Origin of the sequence: Microvirga sp. (assembly GCF_014699075.1) — a bacterium.
Classification (GTDB): Bacteria; Pseudomonadota; Alphaproteobacteria; order Rhizobiales; family Beijerinckiaceae; genus Microvirga.
Window position 1 is genome coordinate 14,329 of record NZ_JACXAB010000043.1, and the last position, 19,287, is coordinate 33,615.

General features: G+C 61.1%; 8 protein-coding genes. 3 read left to right on the forward strand and 5 right to left on the reverse strand.

Annotated elements, in window-relative coordinates; all coding sequences use genetic code 11:
• Positions 1-56 precede the first annotated feature (56 nt).
• From IC232_RS26290 to IC232_RS26300, 3 genes are read right to left on the reverse strand one after another with little or no spacing between them, the layout of a single operon-like run.
• The gene (locus tag IC232_RS26290) at positions 57-1,094 is read right to left on the reverse strand and encodes a glycosyltransferase family 2 protein (protein WP_246812420.1); all 1,038 of its coding nucleotides are present in this window, start codon (positions 1,092-1,094) and stop codon (positions 57-59) included.
• Positions 1,091-7,741 (reverse strand): type I polyketide synthase, encoded by a 6,651-nt coding sequence (locus tag IC232_RS26295; protein WP_190847917.1) that lies wholly within the window; start codon positions 7,739-7,741, stop codon positions 1,091-1,093. The genes IC232_RS26290 and IC232_RS26295 overlap by 4 nt, the downstream gene beginning before the upstream one ends.
• Positions 7,742-7,750: 9 nt before the next feature.
• Complete coding sequence (locus IC232_RS26300; RefSeq protein ID WP_190847918.1) at positions 7,751-12,517, reverse strand: MupA/Atu3671 family FMN-dependent luciferase-like monooxygenase; 4,767 nt, start codon at positions 12,515-12,517, stop codon at positions 7,751-7,753.
• Between the two features lie 435 nt (positions 12,518-12,952).
• Here IC232_RS26300 and IC232_RS26305 point away from each other — a divergent pair, with 435 nt between their 5' ends.
• Both IC232_RS26305 and IC232_RS26310 read left to right on the forward strand, forming a co-directional pair.
• Positions 12,953-13,720, forward strand: coding sequence for a 4'-phosphopantetheinyl transferase family protein (locus IC232_RS26305; protein ID WP_190847919.1), 768 nt, complete (start codon positions 12,953-12,955; stop codon positions 13,718-13,720).
• 189 nt (positions 13,721-13,909) lie between these two features.
• On the forward strand, positions 13,910-15,346 hold the full coding sequence (locus IC232_RS26310) for a WecB/TagA/CpsF family glycosyltransferase (RefSeq protein WP_312895238.1): 1,437 nt from the start codon (positions 13,910-13,912) through the stop codon (positions 15,344-15,346).
• A gap of 222 nt (positions 15,347-15,568) precedes the next feature.
• Here the strand turns inward: IC232_RS26310 and IC232_RS26315 are convergent, their stop codons facing one another.
• Positions 15,569-16,960, reverse strand: a complete 1,392-nt coding sequence (locus IC232_RS26315; protein ID WP_190847920.1) for a hypothetical protein — start codon at positions 16,958-16,960, stop codon at positions 15,569-15,571.
• A gap of 1,445 nt (positions 16,961-18,405) precedes the next feature.
• Between IC232_RS26315 and IC232_RS26320 the strand changes: the two genes are divergently transcribed.
• The gene (locus IC232_RS26320; protein ID WP_190847921.1) at positions 18,406-18,624 is read left to right on the forward strand and encodes a hypothetical protein; all 219 of its coding nucleotides are present in this window, start codon (positions 18,406-18,408) and stop codon (positions 18,622-18,624) included.
• Between the two features lie 166 nt (positions 18,625-18,790).
• Here IC232_RS26320 and IC232_RS26325 read toward each other — a convergent pair whose 3' ends face one another.
• Positions 18,791-19,009: a hypothetical protein gene (locus tag IC232_RS26325; RefSeq protein ID WP_190847922.1), complete on the reverse strand. Its 219-nt coding sequence runs from the start codon at positions 19,007-19,009 to the stop codon at positions 18,791-18,793.
• Positions 19,010-19,287 lie beyond the last annotated feature (278 nt).

A 19,287-nucleotide genomic window follows, 5' to 3' on the forward strand; every position in this document is an offset into this window, starting at 1 on the left:
GAGACCTCTTACGAAACCAATGAGAGAGCTCTCCCACCACCAAGCTTGGCGAGCTTTCAAGATCCTGCCATCCGGGCCTTCTGAATGGGTGCCGCTTGCCTGATGAAATCCCCCAGGAGGTTCGGAGGATCATTGTCAGGCTTTTTCTGCAAGGCCTGCCGGATGCGCCACAGGCTCTGCCCACCTATCCAGGCTAGATCCGCCAGCATCGCATAAGCCCAGCCGTGGTTCTTCACAAAGTAGTGGCGACGTGACGCGAACCAGTAGCCGGGCCGCCGTCTCGGCCGGGCATTCCTGACGGTAACGCCGGATGACCGACCGACAAGATGGACGACCCTGCTCTCCGGCACATACCAGCATTCCCATCCTGCCCGGGCGGAACGAAGGCAGAGATCGGTTTCCTCGTAGTACATGAAATAAGAGTCATCGAGCATCCCGACTGCGTCGAGCACCTCGGAGCGGATCAGCATGCTGGCTCCCGAAACCCAGTCCGTTCTGGTGACTCGATCCGGAATGGGAGGGGCCACGCACCAGTGCTTTAGTAGCGTGGAGACGATGCCCAGACGCAGGGTCGATTCCAACTCTCCGAGCGCCGAATGGAAACGGAAGGCCGAGTGCTGAGGCGTTTCATCCGGATCCTCGAGGCGACTGCCGGCAACGCCCATCTCCGGACGCGCCTCCATGAACCCGAGGAGGTTCGATAGCGCATTCGGCCGCACGATCGTATCGGGATTCAAGAGCCAGAAGAAGCGTGGTTCTCCGAACCGTGACAGGACAGCCTCGATCCCTCGGTTGTTCGCGTAGGCAAATCCTCCGTTAACGTCCAGGGGCAGGAGAGTGACCCAGTCTGCCCATCCGTTCTGCGCTATCGCCGACCCGATGAGCGAGACCGAATTGTCGTTCGATCCGCCGTCAACCACGACAACCTGCGATCCCCTTGGGATATCACCAGACGCTTCCAACGACTTGAGGCAATCGATCGTGAGATCCGCAGTTCGATAGTTCACGATGACGACAGCAACCTGCATGGCCTTGCCGGCCTCTCCGCGACTTAAGGAGCGGAACGACACAGTTTGAGCTTGCGTCTCGGTCATACCTGCTGCTCCGACTCGATTCTACGGTTGTCGGCTGCCGCTTTCCCAGCCTGCAGAGACAGCAGCTGGATATCCCCTGTGTCCTGACCCTCCACACTATGACGGCACGGGAGCTGGGGGATCACAATGGGCTCGAGGATTGTGGAGCGGATAGGATCCCCATTCTTGGGGCCAAACCAGGACCCTGAGCTGGCCCGTTCCGCATGATCGATGACTGTTTGCATCTTCGCAGCCAGAACTCTCACATTCGGCTCCAACACCATGCTGTCGTGATCACCCGGGACCTCGGAAACAATGACCGCCCTGCAGAACCGATCCCACCCATTATCCTCATAGATGAACCGCCGCTGCACGTCGATCTGACGACCGGGACCGAAGACGTGAGCAGGCTTCAGTTTGGGGCGGAAGAGCGTGATTGCGCCGTCGTACGGCTTCAACTCGTATCGCGCCAGAGCACGATGGAATGCTGCCCCAATGGCGGCGGAGTGGAGCGCTCCCTGCTCGAGAACGCCTGGGCCGTTCTTCTCCTGTGCCAGATGGCGCTGCCAGGCTGCGCGTCCCTTGACCGCCTCCACCAGATGGCGCGGCCCAGATCGCCTCAGGCTCTGCATGTGCATCACGATCTTGTCCTTTCGCGTCAACTGCTCCGACCGTGGCAAAGGTGTGTCCAGCATGACGAGAAGGTCCACCTCCTCGCCCTCCTGCTTGAGCTGCCGCGCGATTTCCAGCGCGGCTATGCCGCCGCCCGAGAAGCCGCCGAGACTGTACGGGCCGCGGGGCTGAACGAGGCGGATCTCCTTAAGATAGTCCTGGGCCATTTCCTCGAACGTTTCATGGGGCTCATCATCGCCATAAACCCCGCGCGCTTGAAGTCCGTAGAACGGACGGTCCGCTCCAATCTGATGCGCGAGATGACGCAGGTTGAGAACGTTACCGAACATTCCTGCTACCAGGAAAAACGGACGCCGCGACCTGCCTTCTCCCGAATGCATGGCAACAAGATGCCGATAGCGCGGCTGGTTGCTGACGGTGGTGGCGCCGCCGTCATCGCGCTCATCATCTTTGGGCATTGTAGCGCGGATCAGGTTTGCGCAAGCCTCGATCGTTGGAGCCTCGAACAGCACGGAAATCGGAAACTCGATCGAGAACACGCGCTTGACCTTCGCGAACAAGCGGACCGCTATCAGGCTGTGTCCTCCAAGATTGAAGAAGTTGTCCAGCGCCCCAACCCTGCTGACGCCAAGAAGCTCGCACCAGAGTTCGGCCAGGGTCGCCTCGATCTCGTCGCGAGGCTCGACGTAGTTCGCGTCAAGCTCGGGCCTGGCAAACGAGGCGCCTGGAGAAGCAGCAGAGGACGGCTGCGAGAGGCTGGAGGATGCATCGGCTTGACCAACGAGAGCGGCCAGGTCCATCGAGCTGACGTAAACCTGAGCCCCTTGATATCCCGCAATCGCACGCACGAAGGCACGCCTGCCCTCCTCGGCCGCAATTCCTTGCGACAGGTTCTGTTGGAAGGTCAGCTCAGATTGGGACAGCGCACGCTCCAGGGAAGGATCGTGGTCGAGATCCACGTCCCCCGCCTCCGTCAGCGGCTCATGGCTGATGTCCAAAGCGGCATCGAGACGCTTGATGGTAAATCGTTCGACGTTCACGAACACGTTGCCTAGCTGGTCCGTGATCGTGACATCGAACTGCGCGAAACCCGCAGCCTCGGTGCTGCCTTCTCGTACGGAGATCACCGAGCAGATTTCCGAGGGCAATGCCCCCAGCACGCGGATGGAATGGTAGCTCACGGGCACCCACAAGGAATTGCCGGTGTATCCCGTGATCAGATCCATGGCGAAGCCGGTGGCGAGGTCCATCATGGCTGGATGGAGTCCGAAATCCTCAAGATCATCGGCGAAACGATCCGCCAGCTTCAGATGGGCGATGGCCCTGCCTTCTGAGGCCGCCACGCGCTCGACTACACTCCAGCGCGGTCCGAACCGCAGGTGGTTCTGCTGCTTTGTGATGACCGGCAGGCGGCGGGTCGACTCACGTTCAATGGCAGCAAGATCGATGGGAGCGATCGGAGATTGCTCGTGCAGGATCAGCTCGGCTTGCCCGACTCGCCTCCAACCCGTTAGACTTGCTGCGCCTGCGCTGAGCGTAGGATCGAGATTGACCCGGATGGCAACTTCGAACGAGTAGCCTTCAACCGTGGGCGTGAGTTTGACCCGGATATCCTTGCCGCCTTCGTCGACAGCGAGCGGCCGGAAGAACAGCAGATCCTGGATCTCGAAGGGCCTGGAGAGACCGATCTCACGCAGAGCCGCAGCCGCGAGCTCAGGATAGCCTGAGCCCGGCAGAAGAGCGTCACCCTGGGCCGTCCGATGCTCGGCCAGATACCAGCGGTCGGCAGCCGTCCACCTCGCCTCCAATGTGGTCACCCCCTTGCCGTCGGTCGTCACCCGATCGAAGAAGGGATGACTTGCGGGCTTCGCGTCGGCATCGGGACTGTTCCGAAGCATCTTGGCCGCACTGCGGGCCGCCATGCCGACCTCGCTCCAAACACCCCAGTCAATGGCGATGGTCTTGCCGCGCTTTTGGCGAGAGCGTGCCTCCGCGAAAGCATTCAGGAATGCATTTGCGGCTACATAATCCACCTGACCGACAGGAGCCGTGACGGTGCTCGTCGATGAGAACACAACGAACATATCGAGATCGTCATCCTTGAGGACTTCGTCCAGGACGAGGGTGCCGTACACCTTCGGCGCAAGGACCTCCTCGATATCCGATTGGGACTTCGTGGCCAGCAGATCATCACGGATGACACCGGCCGCATGAACCAGTCCATTGATCGAGCCGTAGCGCTGCCGCACGACCTGCACCGCAGAGCGCATGCTTTCGATGTTTGTGACATCCGCCTGCAGAATGAGAACCTCCGCCCCCAAAGCCTCGATCTGCTCAATCTGCGCGATGGTACGGGACAAGTGATGATCAGGTCCGAGCTTGCACGTCGTCTCCTGCCACTGAAGCCGCTCTGGCAGCTTGGTGCGAGAGATAAGCACGATTCGCGCGTCGCGGCTCGTTGCGAGCTCCTTAGCGACAGTCAGGCCGATGCCCCCAAAGCCCCCGGTGATGATGACCGTACCGCGCTGGCGAAGGGGGATCTCACCCCCTTCCGGAATGGCCTTCCGCCGCAAGTCCTGGACATAACGGTTGGACCCACGATGGGCCACGATGCCGTTACCGCTCGGAGCACGCAGCTCCGCCTCGAGCAGATCCAAAGCCGAAGAGATTTCCCCTTTATCTGCATGCGTATCGTGTTTCCTCCGGGTGGCGGCAAGCACACCGCGCAGGCCTCGAGACCTGGGAATCACGTTCCCCGTATCCAGATCGACACAGGAAACCGTCACATCCACGAACTCGCGCGGAATCACTTTCACGGGCCCAAGGACGGTCGCCTGCTCGGGTTGTGAGACCTCATCGCGATCGCGGACCTTTTGCATTCCGCTTGTGGCCACCACCATGTGCAATGGGCGCTTGGAGCCTTCAACCGCCCAAGCCTGAGCGAAGAACAGGAGGCTGTAGAACCCCTGCTCCTGGTTTCGATGGAAGAGGCTGGAGCCTGGCCGGAAGCTCTCCGGACGGGACAACAGAGCCAGATGCGCAACGCGGTCGGGGGCCCGGCCGGTTCGAACCAGATCGCGCACCAGGGCATCGTATCCGAGGCGGCCATGCTCAGGCGCAATGACGTATTCGTCGTCAGAAATCCGCTGGTAAGAGTCCCCGGCCCGCACGATCACCACCTGATCGCCGTGCCGCCGCATGCGCTCGATAAGAGCATCGCCGATCCCTCGGTCGTCCATGAAGACGAGCCACGAGATAGGATCCTCCACGGCGTCGTCCGCCTCGCGCATCTTCCAGACAGGCGCCCAGTACCATCGGGACTCGTCCGGCTCCTTGTCGACAAACAGAGCCTCCGACTTCCTGCTCTGCTCGCGCGCCGCTCCGGGCTCGAAGAAGTAACGCTGGCCCTGGAACGCATAGGTGGGAAGCCCCACCCGTCGTCGCTGCTCGCCCTCAAACAATCGGTCGCTGTTGAGCACCCCGCCCGATGCCCAGAGACGGCCGAGAGCGGTGAGCAGGAACGTCTCGTCGGATACCTGCTCCTCGGGGTGACGCAGGGTGGGAATGATCGCCTGACCGGCTTTCACGGCCGGATGCGCTTTCGTCAGTGACGACAGCACTTTTCCGGGGCCGACTTCCAGGAAAAGGCGCCCCGGATCTTGGGCTAGGGTCTCGATGCAATCCGCGAAGCGAACGCTTCCGCGAAGGTGCTGGACCCAGTAGGCAGGATCTGTTGCCTCTGCATCGGTGATCCAGGTCCCAGTGCGGTTCGAAACCCAGCGAATGGATGGCGCCGCCAAGCGGATGGAGCGCAGATAGGTTTCGAACTCGCTGAGCACCGGCTCGAGAAGGCGGCTATGCGCCGCGATATTGATCTTGATACGCTGAGCCTCGACTCCGATCTCGGCGAGCCGCTCCTCGAGAGCCGCGATACCGGACGCGGCCCCGGAGGCTACGCACAGATCAGGAGCATTGACAGCCGCAAGGTCGAGCCCGAGCGCGTCGAGATGAGGCTGCAACTCACCGGCCGGCACAGGAACGCTCACCATGGCGCCCGAGACACGATCCATCAGGCGGCCTCGGAGGACAACCAACCCCAGGCAGTCCTCGAATGTCATCGTTCCGGCAACACAGGCTGCGGTGTTCTCTCCAAGGCTGTGACCTAGCAGAGCCTGAGGTTTTACGCCCCAGCTCATGACGAGCTGGGCAAGGGCGTACTCCACGATGAAGATGGCCGGAAGCTGCAGGGAAGGATCTTCAAGCGCTTTGCCCGCCTCCGCGCTCTTGTGAGGCTCGCACAGGAGCGGTGGTCGCAGGTCGATCCCGTGCCGCGACTTTAACAGATCCAGGCCGACATCCATGTGCTTCGCGAAAACCGGCTCCACCGAATACAGATCGGCTGCCATGCGGGGGTATTGCGATCCTCCGCCAGGAAACATGAAGACGATGCTCTGATTTCCGCCGGATGCGGTATGCGTGAACACCCTGCGGCTGTCGTTCTGCTCCAAGAGACGGATCGCCTCGTCCCTGTCACGCGCGGCGAGAACTCGCCGCTCGGAGAAGGCGCGCCGCCCCTTTTGCAGCGTCCATGCCACATCCCCAAGATCCAGCTCGGGGTGCTCGCGGAGATAGTTTGCAAGCCTGGCGCATCCTTCATCAAGCGCGGGTCTGCTACGCGTGGAAAGCGTCAGAAGCCGTTGGCGGGGTTTAGCCGCCCGTGCGGGAATCTGCACATGCTCCTCAAGAACCGCGAAGGCATTGGTCCCCCCGACGCCCAGCGAGTTGACGCCCGCTCGCCGGGGCTCACCTGAAGATCCCCAGGGCTGAAGCTTGTCCTGGACGTAAAACGGGCTCGTGGCGAAGTCGATGAGGGGATTGCTCCTCTCGAAATTAATGCTCGGCGGGATCTCCCGGTGGTAAAGAGCGAGCGCCGTCTTGGCCAGGCTGACCACGCCTGCGGCCGTATCGAGGTGGCCGATATTCGTCTTGACGCTTCCGATCCCGCAATAGCCCACGCCGCCTTTGCCGCCGCCGAAAGCCTGGGTTAGAGCGGCAACCTCGATAGGATCGCCCATGCGGGTGCCGGTACCGTGGCATTCCACGTATCGGATGCTCTCCGGTCCGACATCGGCGACCGCCAGGGCTTCCGAAATGCAGGCCGCCTGCCCTTCCACGGATGGTGCCAGGTAGCCGACCTTGCTGGAGCCGTCATTGTTGACGGCGGTCGCCTTGATGACCGCATAGATCCGGTCGCCGTCCGCCACCGCATCCTGAAGGCGCCGCAGCACCACCACGGCGGCGCCGGATCCGAAAACCGTTCCCTCGGACCTGTGGTCGAAGGCCCGGCAATGGCCGTCCGGCGATAGGATCTCGCCGGGCTCGTAGTGATAGCCGCGCCCGTGCGGGATTTCGATGGTGACGCCTCCGGCGAGAGCCATGTCGCATTCGCCTGACAGCAGATGCTGGCAGGCCAGATGCGTGGCGACCAGGGAGGTCGAGCACGCGGTCTGGACGTTCACGGACGGGCCGCGCAGGTTGAACAGATAGCTCGCCCGCGTGGTCAAGAAATCCTTGTCATTGCCGGTGTGGCGCAGCAGGAACGTGCCGACGTTGCGCACGAGGTCGGGGTTGGAGAGCAGATTGAAGGCGAAGTAGCTACCCATACCGCAGCCGGCGAACATGCCGATCGAACCCGCGAAAGCCTCCGGCGAATGACCCGCATCCTCGAAGGCCTCCCAGCATACCTCCAGGAACTGGCGGTGCTGCGGGTCCATGATCGCCGCCTCTTTCGGCGAGAACCCGAAGAACTCGGCGTCGAACACCTCCATGCGGTCGAGGGTCGCCGCAGCCCTTACGTAGTTGGGGCGTAGAAAGATCTCCCGCGGCACGCCGGCCTTGAGGAGCTCGTCCTCGGTGAGTTGGCGGACGCTCTCGCGTCCCTCGCGAAGATTGTCCCAGAACGTGGCCGGGTCCGACGCCCCCGGAACCCTGAGGCCAATGCCCACGATGGCGATATCGCTGTCAATTCCGGCCACGAAACTCTCCTAGTGGTAGGCGCCGCGGCGCTGGAAGCTCTCGCGCCGGCGTGCCGCGCGATCGATCCCCCGTTGCGCGGCGGCATCCGGAACGTTGGCCGACATGGACTGCACGAAGCTGCGCACGGTCGGGAAACGGTAGAGATCTGTCAGGAAGATCGGCTGCTTGAGGATCTCGCGCAGATGACGGTGCAGTCTAACCACGAGCAGCGAGTGTCCGCCCACGTCGAAGAAGTTGTCGTCGACCCGGATCGTGTCGTCGCCGAGGGTGGCGTGCCAGGCGGCGAGGACCGTCCTCTCCAGGTCGCCCTCGGCCGCCACCGGCGCCTGGGCGGCCGGGCGGATGCTGCGCGTCTCGGTCAGCTCCGGCAGCGCCTTGCGGTCGATCTTGCCGTTGAGCGTGTGCGGCAGGGACGGCAGCACCAGCACATGAGCCGGCACCATGGCCTCGGGCAGCCTGTCGCGGAGATAGAACCGGATCTGGGCCGGGTCGGCGGACTGCCCGGTGCGAGCCGACAGGAACGCCACCAGCTGCTGGTCGCCGGCCGGACCCGGGCGGGCCACCACCACGCATTCCCGAACCGCCGGATGTTGGGCCAGGCGCGCCTCGATCTCGCCGAGTTCGATCCGGTAGCCGCGGATCTTCACCTGATGGTCGACGCGACCCAGGAATTCCACGATCCCGCGCCCGTCGTCGAGTAGCCGCCATTTTGCAAGGTCGCCGGTCCGGTACATGCGTGCCGCACCGCCGCGGAACGGATCGGCGACGAAACGTTCCGCGCTCAGCTCCGGCCGCTGATGATAGCCCCGGGCCACGCCCGCGCCGCCGATCCAGAGTTCGCCCGGAACGCCAGGTGGAAGCGGCTGCCCCTGCGCATCGAGGATGTAGATCCAGGTATTGGCGATGGGCGTGCCGATCGGAACGCTGTCACTGCCCGCCTGCAGCGCCCAGGTCGTGGACCAAATCGTCGTCTCCGTCGGGCCGTACATGTTGGTGACGCGACCATGGCCGACGAGTTCCGTGAGCTCTCTGGCGAGTCCGATCGGGAAGGCTTCGCCGCCGATGAAGATGTTCGGGACCTTCGCAAGGGCGGCGCGGCTCCCCTCGTCTAGCGTCAGGAGACGCGCCATCGAGGGCGTGCACTGGAGATGCGTCACCTGATGGCGGCCGAGCTGGGCCGCCACGGATTGGTCGAGCGGGAGCACCGGTGCGGGATCCATGACGGATGGATCGCGTGTCGGGGCCGGCTGGCTCTGCAGCCGGAGCCTGCCGAGGTGCGGGAGGCTGGCCAGGACGGTCTCGGTGTCGATGCCGAAATCGATCAGGCAGGCGATGTCGCTGACGCCGATCCCCTTCAGGGTTTCGACCATCCTGGCGACGCTCTCGGGCGTGCCGAACAGGCCGCTGGTCTCGTAGTAGCGCAGGAAGGCGAATTCCAGGATCGCATCGCGCTCGTCGTCGGCAAGGTCCGCTAGTTCGTCGCCGCCACCGGCCTCGCCGGATTTCGGTTTCTTGAAGGCCGGGAAGGCCCAGGCATAGTGCTTCAGCAGGGACAGGGAGGTGCCGAGATAAGCCTTCAGCGGCTCGCGGACGATCTCGCGCACCGCGTCGTCGTCATCCGATACGAAGGTGTGCAGCATGAGGGACACGATGCCCGTCTCCGGATCGAATCCAGCCTCGGCGCGGGCCTTCCGGTAGGCGGCTATCTTCGGCGCAAGCTGGTCAACGGTCTGTCCGAGGAGATGGGTCAGGAGGTGAGCCCCCATGCGCCCGGCCTGCTCGAAGGTCTCCGGGTTGCCGGCCGTCGTCACCCAGAGTGGCAGTTCCGGCTGGACCGGGCGCGGCAGGGTCTGGACCTCGATGTCCTTTCCCAAAGGCCCCGAGAAGGCTACCTTCTCGCCGCGCCACAGGCGCTTCACCAGCTCCGCGTCGCGGAACATGATGTCCTTCGCCTTGGCATAGTTCTCGGGCATAAGGATGAAGTCGTCCGGCTGCCAGCCGGATGCGATCGAGATTCCGACGCGACCGTTGGAGAGATTGTCGACGACGCTCCAGGCTTCCGCCACCCGGACGGGATGGTGGAGCGGCAGCACGACCGATCCGGCTCGGATCGATACGTTCTGCGTGATCGCCGCCACGGCCGCCGCCGTGACGGACGGCTGCGGATAGAGGCCCCCGAAGGCGTGGAAATGACGCTCGGGCGTCCAAACGGCCGAGAACCCGTTGCCGTCGGCCCAGCGCGCACCGTCGAGCAGCAGCCGGTACTTGCCGGATCCGGCGCTGTCAGCCTCGCTGCCGGAGAAGTAGAACAGGGAGAAGTCAATCCCGCCGGGCGTTGCGGCGTCGCGCCGATGCTCCACCTGCGGGGCCGCGCCGGGATCGCGGTCGCGGTCGCGATAGATCACGACCTTGAAGCCGCGCGTCAGCGTGTAGAGAAGCTCCAGGACCGAAATATCGAAGGACAGGCTCGTGACCGCAAACCATGTGGCCGGCGTCTGGTGATCGACGCGCTCGTCCATGCCGGCGAAGAAGTTGACGACGTTGCGGTGTTCGAGCAGAACGCCCTTCGGCAGGCCGGTACTGCCCGAGGTGTAGATGCAGTAGCAGAGGTTGGCGGACGTGGCGGCGCTGCCGGGGCGAGCCGTCGGGAAGCGCCCAATTGTGGCGGCATCGCCATCCAGGCTCACGATCCGGGTCACGCCATCCTTGAGGGATTGCAGCGAGTGGGCGACGTTGCTGAAGGTCAGGATCACGCGGCAGCGGCTGTCGGCGATCATGTGCTGGAGCCGGTCGGCCGGATAGGTGGGGTCGAGCGGCAGATAAGCGCCGCCTGCCTTGAGCACGGCTAGGACCGACACCAGGAGATCGAGGCCGCGCTCCACATGGATGCCAACGAGATCGTCCGGGCCGACGCCGAGAGACTGCAGGTAGGCGGCGAGCTGGTTGGCGCGCCTGTCGAGTTCGCCGTAGGTGATGGCGTTGTCCTCGAAGATCGCCGCGACCGCATCGGGCGAGCGGTCGACCTGTTGCTCGACGGCGCGATGCACGAGCAGATCCGGAACCGGCGTCTCCGGAGCGTTCCAGTCCTCCAGCACCAGTCGGCGCAGATCGGCTCCCAGGATGTCGATCTGCCCGACGGGCACGGTGGGATCGGCACAGAAACCGACGAGAGCCTGCTCGAGGCAGCGGACCAGAAGGGCCGCATCGTCACGGTCGACCAGCTCCTCGTCGACGACGAGCGAGCAACGGGAGCCGTTCACGACGAGTTCGGCCAGGATGGTGCGATCGGGCTGCCCGGAAGCGTCGATGCGCAGGCCAATCGGGACGAGCGGGTGGGCACCGGCATTCGCATGCCGAGCGAGTTCCGGATCGCGGGTGACGAGGCTCGTTAGGAAACCGCCCTGCCGCGCGACGCGGTCCATTTCAGAGGCGGCGGCCGCAACGGCGCTGACGAAGCCGGCCTTCATGTCCGCCCGGACTTCGAAGGGTGCCCACGAGGAGACGATCGGTCCGGCAAGCGCCCTGTCGTTCACGATCGTCCGGTCGACGGCCGCAAGATGGAAAAGCTCCTTGCCTGACAGACGCGACAGGACGATGCCGAAGCCGGCGACCAGTGCCGCTGCCGCCTCTGCGCCGAAGCGCCCTGACAGACCGGCCGGCACCGTCACGTCAGAGGTTGCAAAACGGGGCTCATGATCCCGCGCGGCCGTCCGGGCCCAGGGCAGGGTCACCGGCTCCAGACCTAGCAGGCGCCGGAGCCGACCGGCTTCGTATCTCGCCAGCCGGGCACCGAGCGCCGTGAGCGGTTCGCGCACCTGGTCGAGCGTATCCATCCGGCTTCCGGCCGAGAGGCCGAGGTCCTGGAGGGCCTGGGTCATATCGAGCGGAGCTCCGGCGGGACCCGTCAGTGCCTTCAGGCCGAGCCCGCCAGACCCACATGCGACCACGATCTCGTCCGACAGGACCGCAACCACGTCCCCCGGTTCGCCGCAGATTTCAGGATGAAGCTCGACGCGCGTGACGCCGACAGCCATGCCGTTGTGGCGGATGGATGCGCGGCCGAGCGGGTTCGGATAGGGGCCGAAATCGAGCGCGCGCACGAGACGTTCGAGTTCCTTCGCGGGACGGCTCCAGTCGAGCAGGCAAAGCGCCTTCGGCCGGTCGGCTCGGCGGTAGACGACACGCTCCACGGTCCGGCTTTGTGGGGTGCGCCGGACAGCGCCGGCAGCAAGATCGCCGGTCAGTTCCTCGAAGGCGTCGAGAGCTAGTCCGAAATTGCGCGTGTTGATTGACAGGGAGGTCTCGGCCGGATCGACCTCGAAGGTGCGGGACGCGACAATATCGCCCTCATCGACACCCTCCGTCATCAGGTGCCATGTGATCCCGTAGGTGGACGCCCCTTCGATCAGAGCCCAGGCCGGCGTGTTCAGGCCGGTGTAGCGTGGCAGCAGACCGTCATGGAAGTTGATGGCCCCTTTCCGAGGCAGCGCCAGCACGTCGGAAGGGATGATCGCCAGATGCGTGATCGAGAACAGCCAGTCGAAGTTCAAGCCGCGAAGCGCATCCGTCGAGGCAGCAGGATCGGCATCGGGAGTGCCGTCGATGACCGTCAGTCCCCGGTCGGCCGCCCAGGCTGCGACCTTGCGCGAGCCGGCGACCACGGCGACAATCTCGTGGTCGGCCCGCAGGAGAAGCTCACCGCATTCGGTCAGAAGGGTGTCGGATCCGATCAGGACGCAAGCCAAGCGCCCCTCCAGCTGTGTCGAAGTCGTCACGTCAGCCCCCAGCATCGCCTCGTCTCGTCGGACGAATTTTCAGGAAATTCATCCTTCAGGAGGATTATGCGTTCTCGGCCGGATCACAACTGAGATTCCGGGTTATTGCTAAATCTACATACATGGAGCAAAATACATCTTGTGGTCATCGCCTAAATGTATCGGGCCCGCGAAGTACAATATCAGATGCGCCATGTAAACTTGACTAATTTTATAAAGGTCAATCAATAATGACAGGATAATTTCTACGGTTTAATCCTCTGCCTTCGAACAGACATTAATATGCCATATGAAAAACTTTGGTAAACGGTTCGGCAAAGCTACGCGCTTTTTTGTTGCTCAACGCGAGATTCCGCCGACAGCGGGATATAATCTTACGAGCCGTGGGGTCATTGGCTGCAAGAACAGCGCGGTAGGCACGTGAGGAATGGGGACATGCTGGAGCTCCCGACGCACCATGTCCATTTGTGGTGCCTCACCATGAATCATTGTTCGTGCGATCTAACTTTTTGGGCTAACCTGCTCTGCGCTGACGAACGCGCCCGTGCAGATCAATTGCGCGATCAGAGAGATCGGAGCTTTTTCATCTGGTACCGCGGCAATGTCAGGGGGATTTTGGCGTCTTACTGCGGATCAGCGCCTCAAGAGCTGCAATTTCGGACCGGCCGGTTCGGGAAACCGGAACTTGGGGCCCCCTTTGACGTGCATCAGCTTCGCTTCAGCATTTCACATTCTAGCAACCGCCTGGTGATGGCCATCGTACGCAAGAGTGAAGTCGGCGTCGATATTGAGCAGATCCGGTCTATGCCGGATCTTCTAGATCTTGTTGACAGCGTCTTCTCCGGACGCGAGCAATCTGTGTTCCGTTCGCTTGAGGAAAGCGCCAAGCTGCCCACCTTCTTTTCCGTTTGGACGCAGAAAGAAGCCTATCTCAAGGCACGTGGACTTGGGCTCAACCGACCTCTTAAGGATATCGATGTCGGCCTGATTCCTGTTGAAGCGGCAGGCCTCATCCGTGATGGCTGGGATCCATCGGCGACGAAGCAATGGTCCTTGACGGCATGGTCGCCGGTACAGAGCTATGCGGCAGCCTTGGCGATCGAGAGCGGGCATTGGCATGTCCATCACATAACAGATGGGTCCCTATCACTCTGGCCGCATGCGCTCAAACCGGGACTGGACGGCGCGATTATTTTGAAGTGACTCAAATGCTCAAAAGCATTAGGATTACCTACATAAACTATGAACGGTAGTCACAGGAATAAGAGTTAGTTCCTTTTATATAAACAAATATATCTAAATCTTCTTTGAAGCTCTGTGGCTTCGTATGTCAGCCTAATGGCTATGCCTAGGCGTAAATGAGGCAGGGGCGTCTCACCAGCAGATGACGTGGTGAACAACGAACAGTCCGGCGGTTGCACCCGCTTGGCTGACGGCGAGCTGTCGCTTGTCGCTCCCTCTTCTCAAAGTCTCTGGGCACCGCACGAGACTGCGGATAATAAGTTGGGGGACATGTCGATGTCGAATGCCGTTACCACCTCTCGAACTCTTGGAAAAACTATCTCCGATGACACGGCCCTGAACTGGCTGAGCAATGCACATGTGCCCGAAATCGTTCAAGATGTGACATCCGACGACGGAGTGTCTTGTGACGACCTCGACCGAGAAGTCTACTGTCTACAAGGATTCCCGATTGATTCGATCGGCATGCAAGAGGTGATGCCGCGGTTGCTAGCAGCTATGGTTCCGCATTCCTCGTATCTGCTCTCCACACCTAACTTGAACTTCTTAGCCGCGAGCCAATCGGATGCGGGATTTCGAGAATCCCTACGGACGAGTGATCTCTGTCCACCCGACGGGATAGCACTAGTGTGGATCGCGCGACTGTTGGGAATCCCCATAAAAGAGCGGGTCGCCGGTTCCGATATCTTCGAGGCTTTCGTCACCCGCGAGAAGCTGCAGAGGCCTATTCGTGTGTTCCTGTTCGGCGGTGCTGAAGGAGTTGCAGCTATGGCCGCCGAAGTGCTCAACAAGAACGCAACCGGCGTCATATGTGTCGGGTGGATAAACCCAGGCTTTGGCTCGGTTGAGGAGATGAGCCATTCTCACATCATCAACGCGATCAACGCGAGTGGAGCAGATTTGCTACTCGTTGCACTCGGGGCTGCAAAAGGGCAGGCATGGTTGCAACGCAATCATCATATTATTCAGGTTCCTGTCCGGAGCCACCTAGGCGCGACGATCGCGTTCGTAGCCGGGACCATCAAGCGAGCCCCGACGACAGTAAGAAAACTCGGTCTCGAATGGCTGTGGCGCATCAAGGAAGAGCCAGTTCTTTGGAGACGCTACACCAAGGATGTGTCAGCACTGTCCGCGCTGATGGTTACGCGCGTGTTGCCCCTCGCCTTTGTCAGCCTGCTGGCACGTGCAAAGCGAGCCGTAAAGCAGCGGAAATGCCGAACCATGGTGACATCGACAGCGAAGGAGGCGAAGGTTTCTCTTCTGGGAAGCGTCAGCGCTAGCGATGTCCCTGCGCTAAGAGCAACGTTCAAACAAGTCATCAAACGCACGGATCACCTGAACGTTGATCTCTCTGGTCTGAACGACATCGATGCCCGCGCCCTCGGTCTCCTGATGATGCTTAGGAAGCAGATGATCAGCAAGTACGGTTCGTTCAAATTGTCTAATCCACCAGTGTTCATCCGAATCCTCTTCCGTCTTCACGGAATAGGCGATCTTCTGAAACACACCACAGACCTTGAGAGCCACCATTCACAAGGTAGCGTTAGGTTATTGAAGACGGATCTATCGATCCAGACCAACGTTTGAGGGCTCAAGCAACACTGCACCGTCAACTTGGGACTTGAAGAGACGGCATTGACGTCAAGTCCATTCAGGTGGTTTGCGAAGGCGACCTCCGTCTCATGTGGATGACGAGAGTGATCTCTTTGAGAAATGACACGCAGGGTTGGTTTCACAGCGCAGCTATGTCAGGACGAGCGGCATTGACCCTGTAGACAGGCCTCGTGCAGCCCGTCTGGGCACACTGGCTCACCGGCCGGACAGTTCCGTGAGCTCGCGCAAAGGCAAGCCGTTACATGCTGGTGTGAAGATCACAACAATAACGGGCCGGGTGGGTACGTTTCGCCCGAGGTAGCGGTTCAACCTGCTCCAGTAGTAGTCGGCTCGGGTCCGCAATAGCGGCTGCTCAGAATAGTTCCTCCCGTTGAACAGGTAGACGAGGTGATGATCTCCAGCGATGCCCGCTACCAGCGACTGCTGCCATCCTTGAGGCATGACATCGTTTATCCGGACCCTGCAAGCTCCCGTAGCCCCCGATATCCCGGCCAAGTTCTCGCCGGGCGACACCTGATCCACCTCTAAACCATGCTGTTCGAGCAGCCTCGCTGCCTCACCCGAGAATCCCGGTGCAGGGGCCATAGGGCTGGTAAGTAGCATGAGACCCGGAAGCTTAAGGGACAAGGTTACCGCCAGCACTAGGCCGATCGCGCCGCTAAGTGCTGGCGGAAAGGTCACAGCGGGTCCCGTATACGGCGGAACTGGAAGATCGCGCCGCGTGCCGAGCAGACAGATCGTCACCGTTACTCCAAGAGTTAGCCAGCTTGCTACGGTTGCGCCGACCGGGCCGTGGAGCAGATCAAAGTGGTTTCGATAGAGACCCATCAGGCTGATACGGGTGACATTGACGACCGCAACCGCAGTGCACGCGAGCACAACCCAGCCGATATCGCTTGGCGAACTGGGGCGATTCAATACCTTGGCGATCGTTGCCCAGCACAGAAACGCCAGAGAGATGTTGGCAAGCGAGGAACAGCCAGGTGCGATCCAGAGATATCCCGAGCCATCGGCGAACTGAATTGCGTTACCGAGGCGAGGTGTTCCGACTATCCAGCCTACAAGCGTCGCATCAGCCTGCAGAATAGCCTCGCTTAGCATCACAAACAGAAGCCTGGACCAGAGCATCGGAACCGTCAGGGCCAGAAGGATCCATGCACCTCGCTGGAGAAAGCTCGCGCTGGGTGAGGTCCGCAGAATGTGAATGGCCAAACCAGCAATGGCGAGCCAGCTTAGCGGGGCGATTGGCACCAAAAAGGCAAGAAGTGCAGCAGCCGCTACAATTCCATCCAACCGGCTTATTGGTTGCAAAGGAGTGCGCATCAGGAACACAAGGCTGATAGCCCAGGCGCTCCAGACAATCACGCTGATACCGAAGGTATTCGCCAGTGCAGCAGCGACATCGGTTTCCGCTAATGCGAGGCTTACCCTATCACTGATGCCGTTGGCGAAGCCCACCACCACTAGGCTGGCGAAAAGGAAATTGCGGGAAGCAAAAGAGGCCTCGATCGAGTGTCGCCGGATTGCCGTCCCCAGAGCTGCCGACGCTAGATTCGAGCGCCATCGGTTAGCCGGCAGGCCGTCCACTTATTCGACCTTGCCACGGTTGCGGAAACGGCGCACCAGAACATAGCCGCCTGCTATGATGAGGAATGGCAGTCCAGCCCCGGCGATCGGACCGGGCGCGCCTTTGTGCGAACCACCCGATGCTCCGCCACCGCCATGTTGACCCCCATTGTCACCACCGCCCACCCATGATGGGTTCCATGCACCAGCAGCCTGAACAGCGCCGGAGCTGCCAAAAACTAAGCCGCAAAAAGTTGCCGCCGCGATGAGAACTTTCTGTAGATGAGACAATGTATTCTCTCCGTACATGAATATGTACCTAGACATTACTATGGAACCATGAGCGTTGGCTCCCGGCGCATTCGGGTACACCATCACCCCTTCGGATTAGCCCATCTTCAAACAATGTCAGGTTGATAAGGTTGAGCAGAGTGGACAGCCTTGCACGACCGCGCAATTCGGTAGGCGGCGGGGCGGCGCCACGAATGCGGAACAGGCACGAGATAATAGCCAGTGTTCTGCGAGCAGCTCATGCGACAAGCAGATCAGCGGTTCTGTCGCAAACTCGATTTATCCATGCCTATACTTGCAGGCTTGCGCTGACCGGCTGCTACAAAATCAATTACTTGGCGCCTTGGACACGCCGCAAAATGGCGCTGAAAAATGCTTCTGCTTCGAGATTGCGATAGAACCTCCTGGAGGATGCACGAGACTTCAGCTCATAGTTGGTTTCCGCCATTTTCAAGCGGCATCGCCCCAGCACCAGGAAGCGTTGTACGATTGCACGACAACAGAGAGGAGGGAGCCTCTCCCCCTCAGTGCGGCTAAGAAACGTAGATCGGCCCCAGATGAGCTTTCACCCTAGCCGGTGGTAGCTATATGGTTGCTAGACGGATAGAAACCGACCTCAATGCGCCGGTAAGTCATTGAGTGTTATGGTAAGTGCGCTGGGACTCGAACCCAGGGCCCTCGGATTAAAAGTCAGAGCGTCTCTCGGCCTTTGAAAGGTCTCACGAACGCGGCAGTATCGTCAGGCTCTGGAATCTAACGGGGGGTTGCTGAAGAAGGTGTCTTCTTCCGCGAGATCTGCGATCAGCTGCGCCAAGGCCTGGGCTGCCGACCGCACCTCTTGCCGCTCATCTGCTGTCAGCTGCCCGATCGGAGCACTCCAGCGCCGGTCCGACCCGGGGTTCTCGACCTCCGCTGTCTGAAGCGAAGGCCCGTTCTCATCCCAGCTCACGGTTAGCTTTGGCATTGGACAACTCCCGCAGGCGTTGGTTCTCTCAGCCTGTTGCCGAGACTACCTGATCCGGCTGGGGACGAGAACTGCTGCGTGCTATCTTTCCGGGGCGTTCGTCACTGACCGGCCAACCCACATGATGCCAGTAGGTGCCCTGGCACACCTCATCGGTGCGGCTTCAAGCTCATCATGATCATCATCTTCAGGATCTCTGAGGAATGGTTCGATGATTGCACCTCACCTGAGCCTCAGGACTCACTGGATCAAGGCCGACAATCAACCGTTGCAGGATACCCCGCGTTTTGTGGTGGTGCTGATCGCGATCCTGGCCCTTGTGAACGTGTCGGCCACAGTGCTGATGTTTGGAGGCTGGGCCACCATGATCTATAGCATGACTGAGCTTGAGCAGAGCATCACGGATCATCTGACCGAAGCCCGCCACTGAGCCAATGGAGTCAGTTCAAGTTTGAGGCTCTGAATCGGATCTGAGGCAAAAATAACCCGGCACAAGGCCGAGCTCTCTCGGAGACGGTCATGAGCATCAACACGTCTCTCATCAACGCTGACGCCATGGAGCCGTTCCAGAACTGCCGTGCTTAGGAATTAGCATCCTACAGCTGATTGCGGTTGCGGCCGCGGCTCCGGGAGAAGTACCAGATGGCTGCGGCGACGATGATGGCGAGCACAATGAGCCACCAGTAATCTGCGAGACCACCCCCTGTGGCGGCATCCCCGACAGGGGGCGAGCCGGGAGTAGCAGGCGGGGTCTGCGCCCAGGCCGAGGAAACAGCCAGGAAGATAAAGCCTATCAGTGCCGTGAGTTTGCTCATGATTGCGTCTCCGGTTGAGGAGGCCCAGCACAGCCACTCGAAGCTATTGCTAAGCTGGCCTCATCAGGGAACGCTGCTTGGCAGGTGGGGTTCCTGTGCTCTCCAACAATGGCCCAGCGGCTCATGGGTCGTATTTGATCTTGAACCGGCGCTCAGCCTCAGCAAGTATCTTCGTCAGGAGAGATAACGCTTCTCGGAGGGTTCGATGCAACCGTATGAGCAAAACCAACACGCCTATGGCACCGGCTTTGCCCGGACGGCGGCTCAGGTCGACCAAG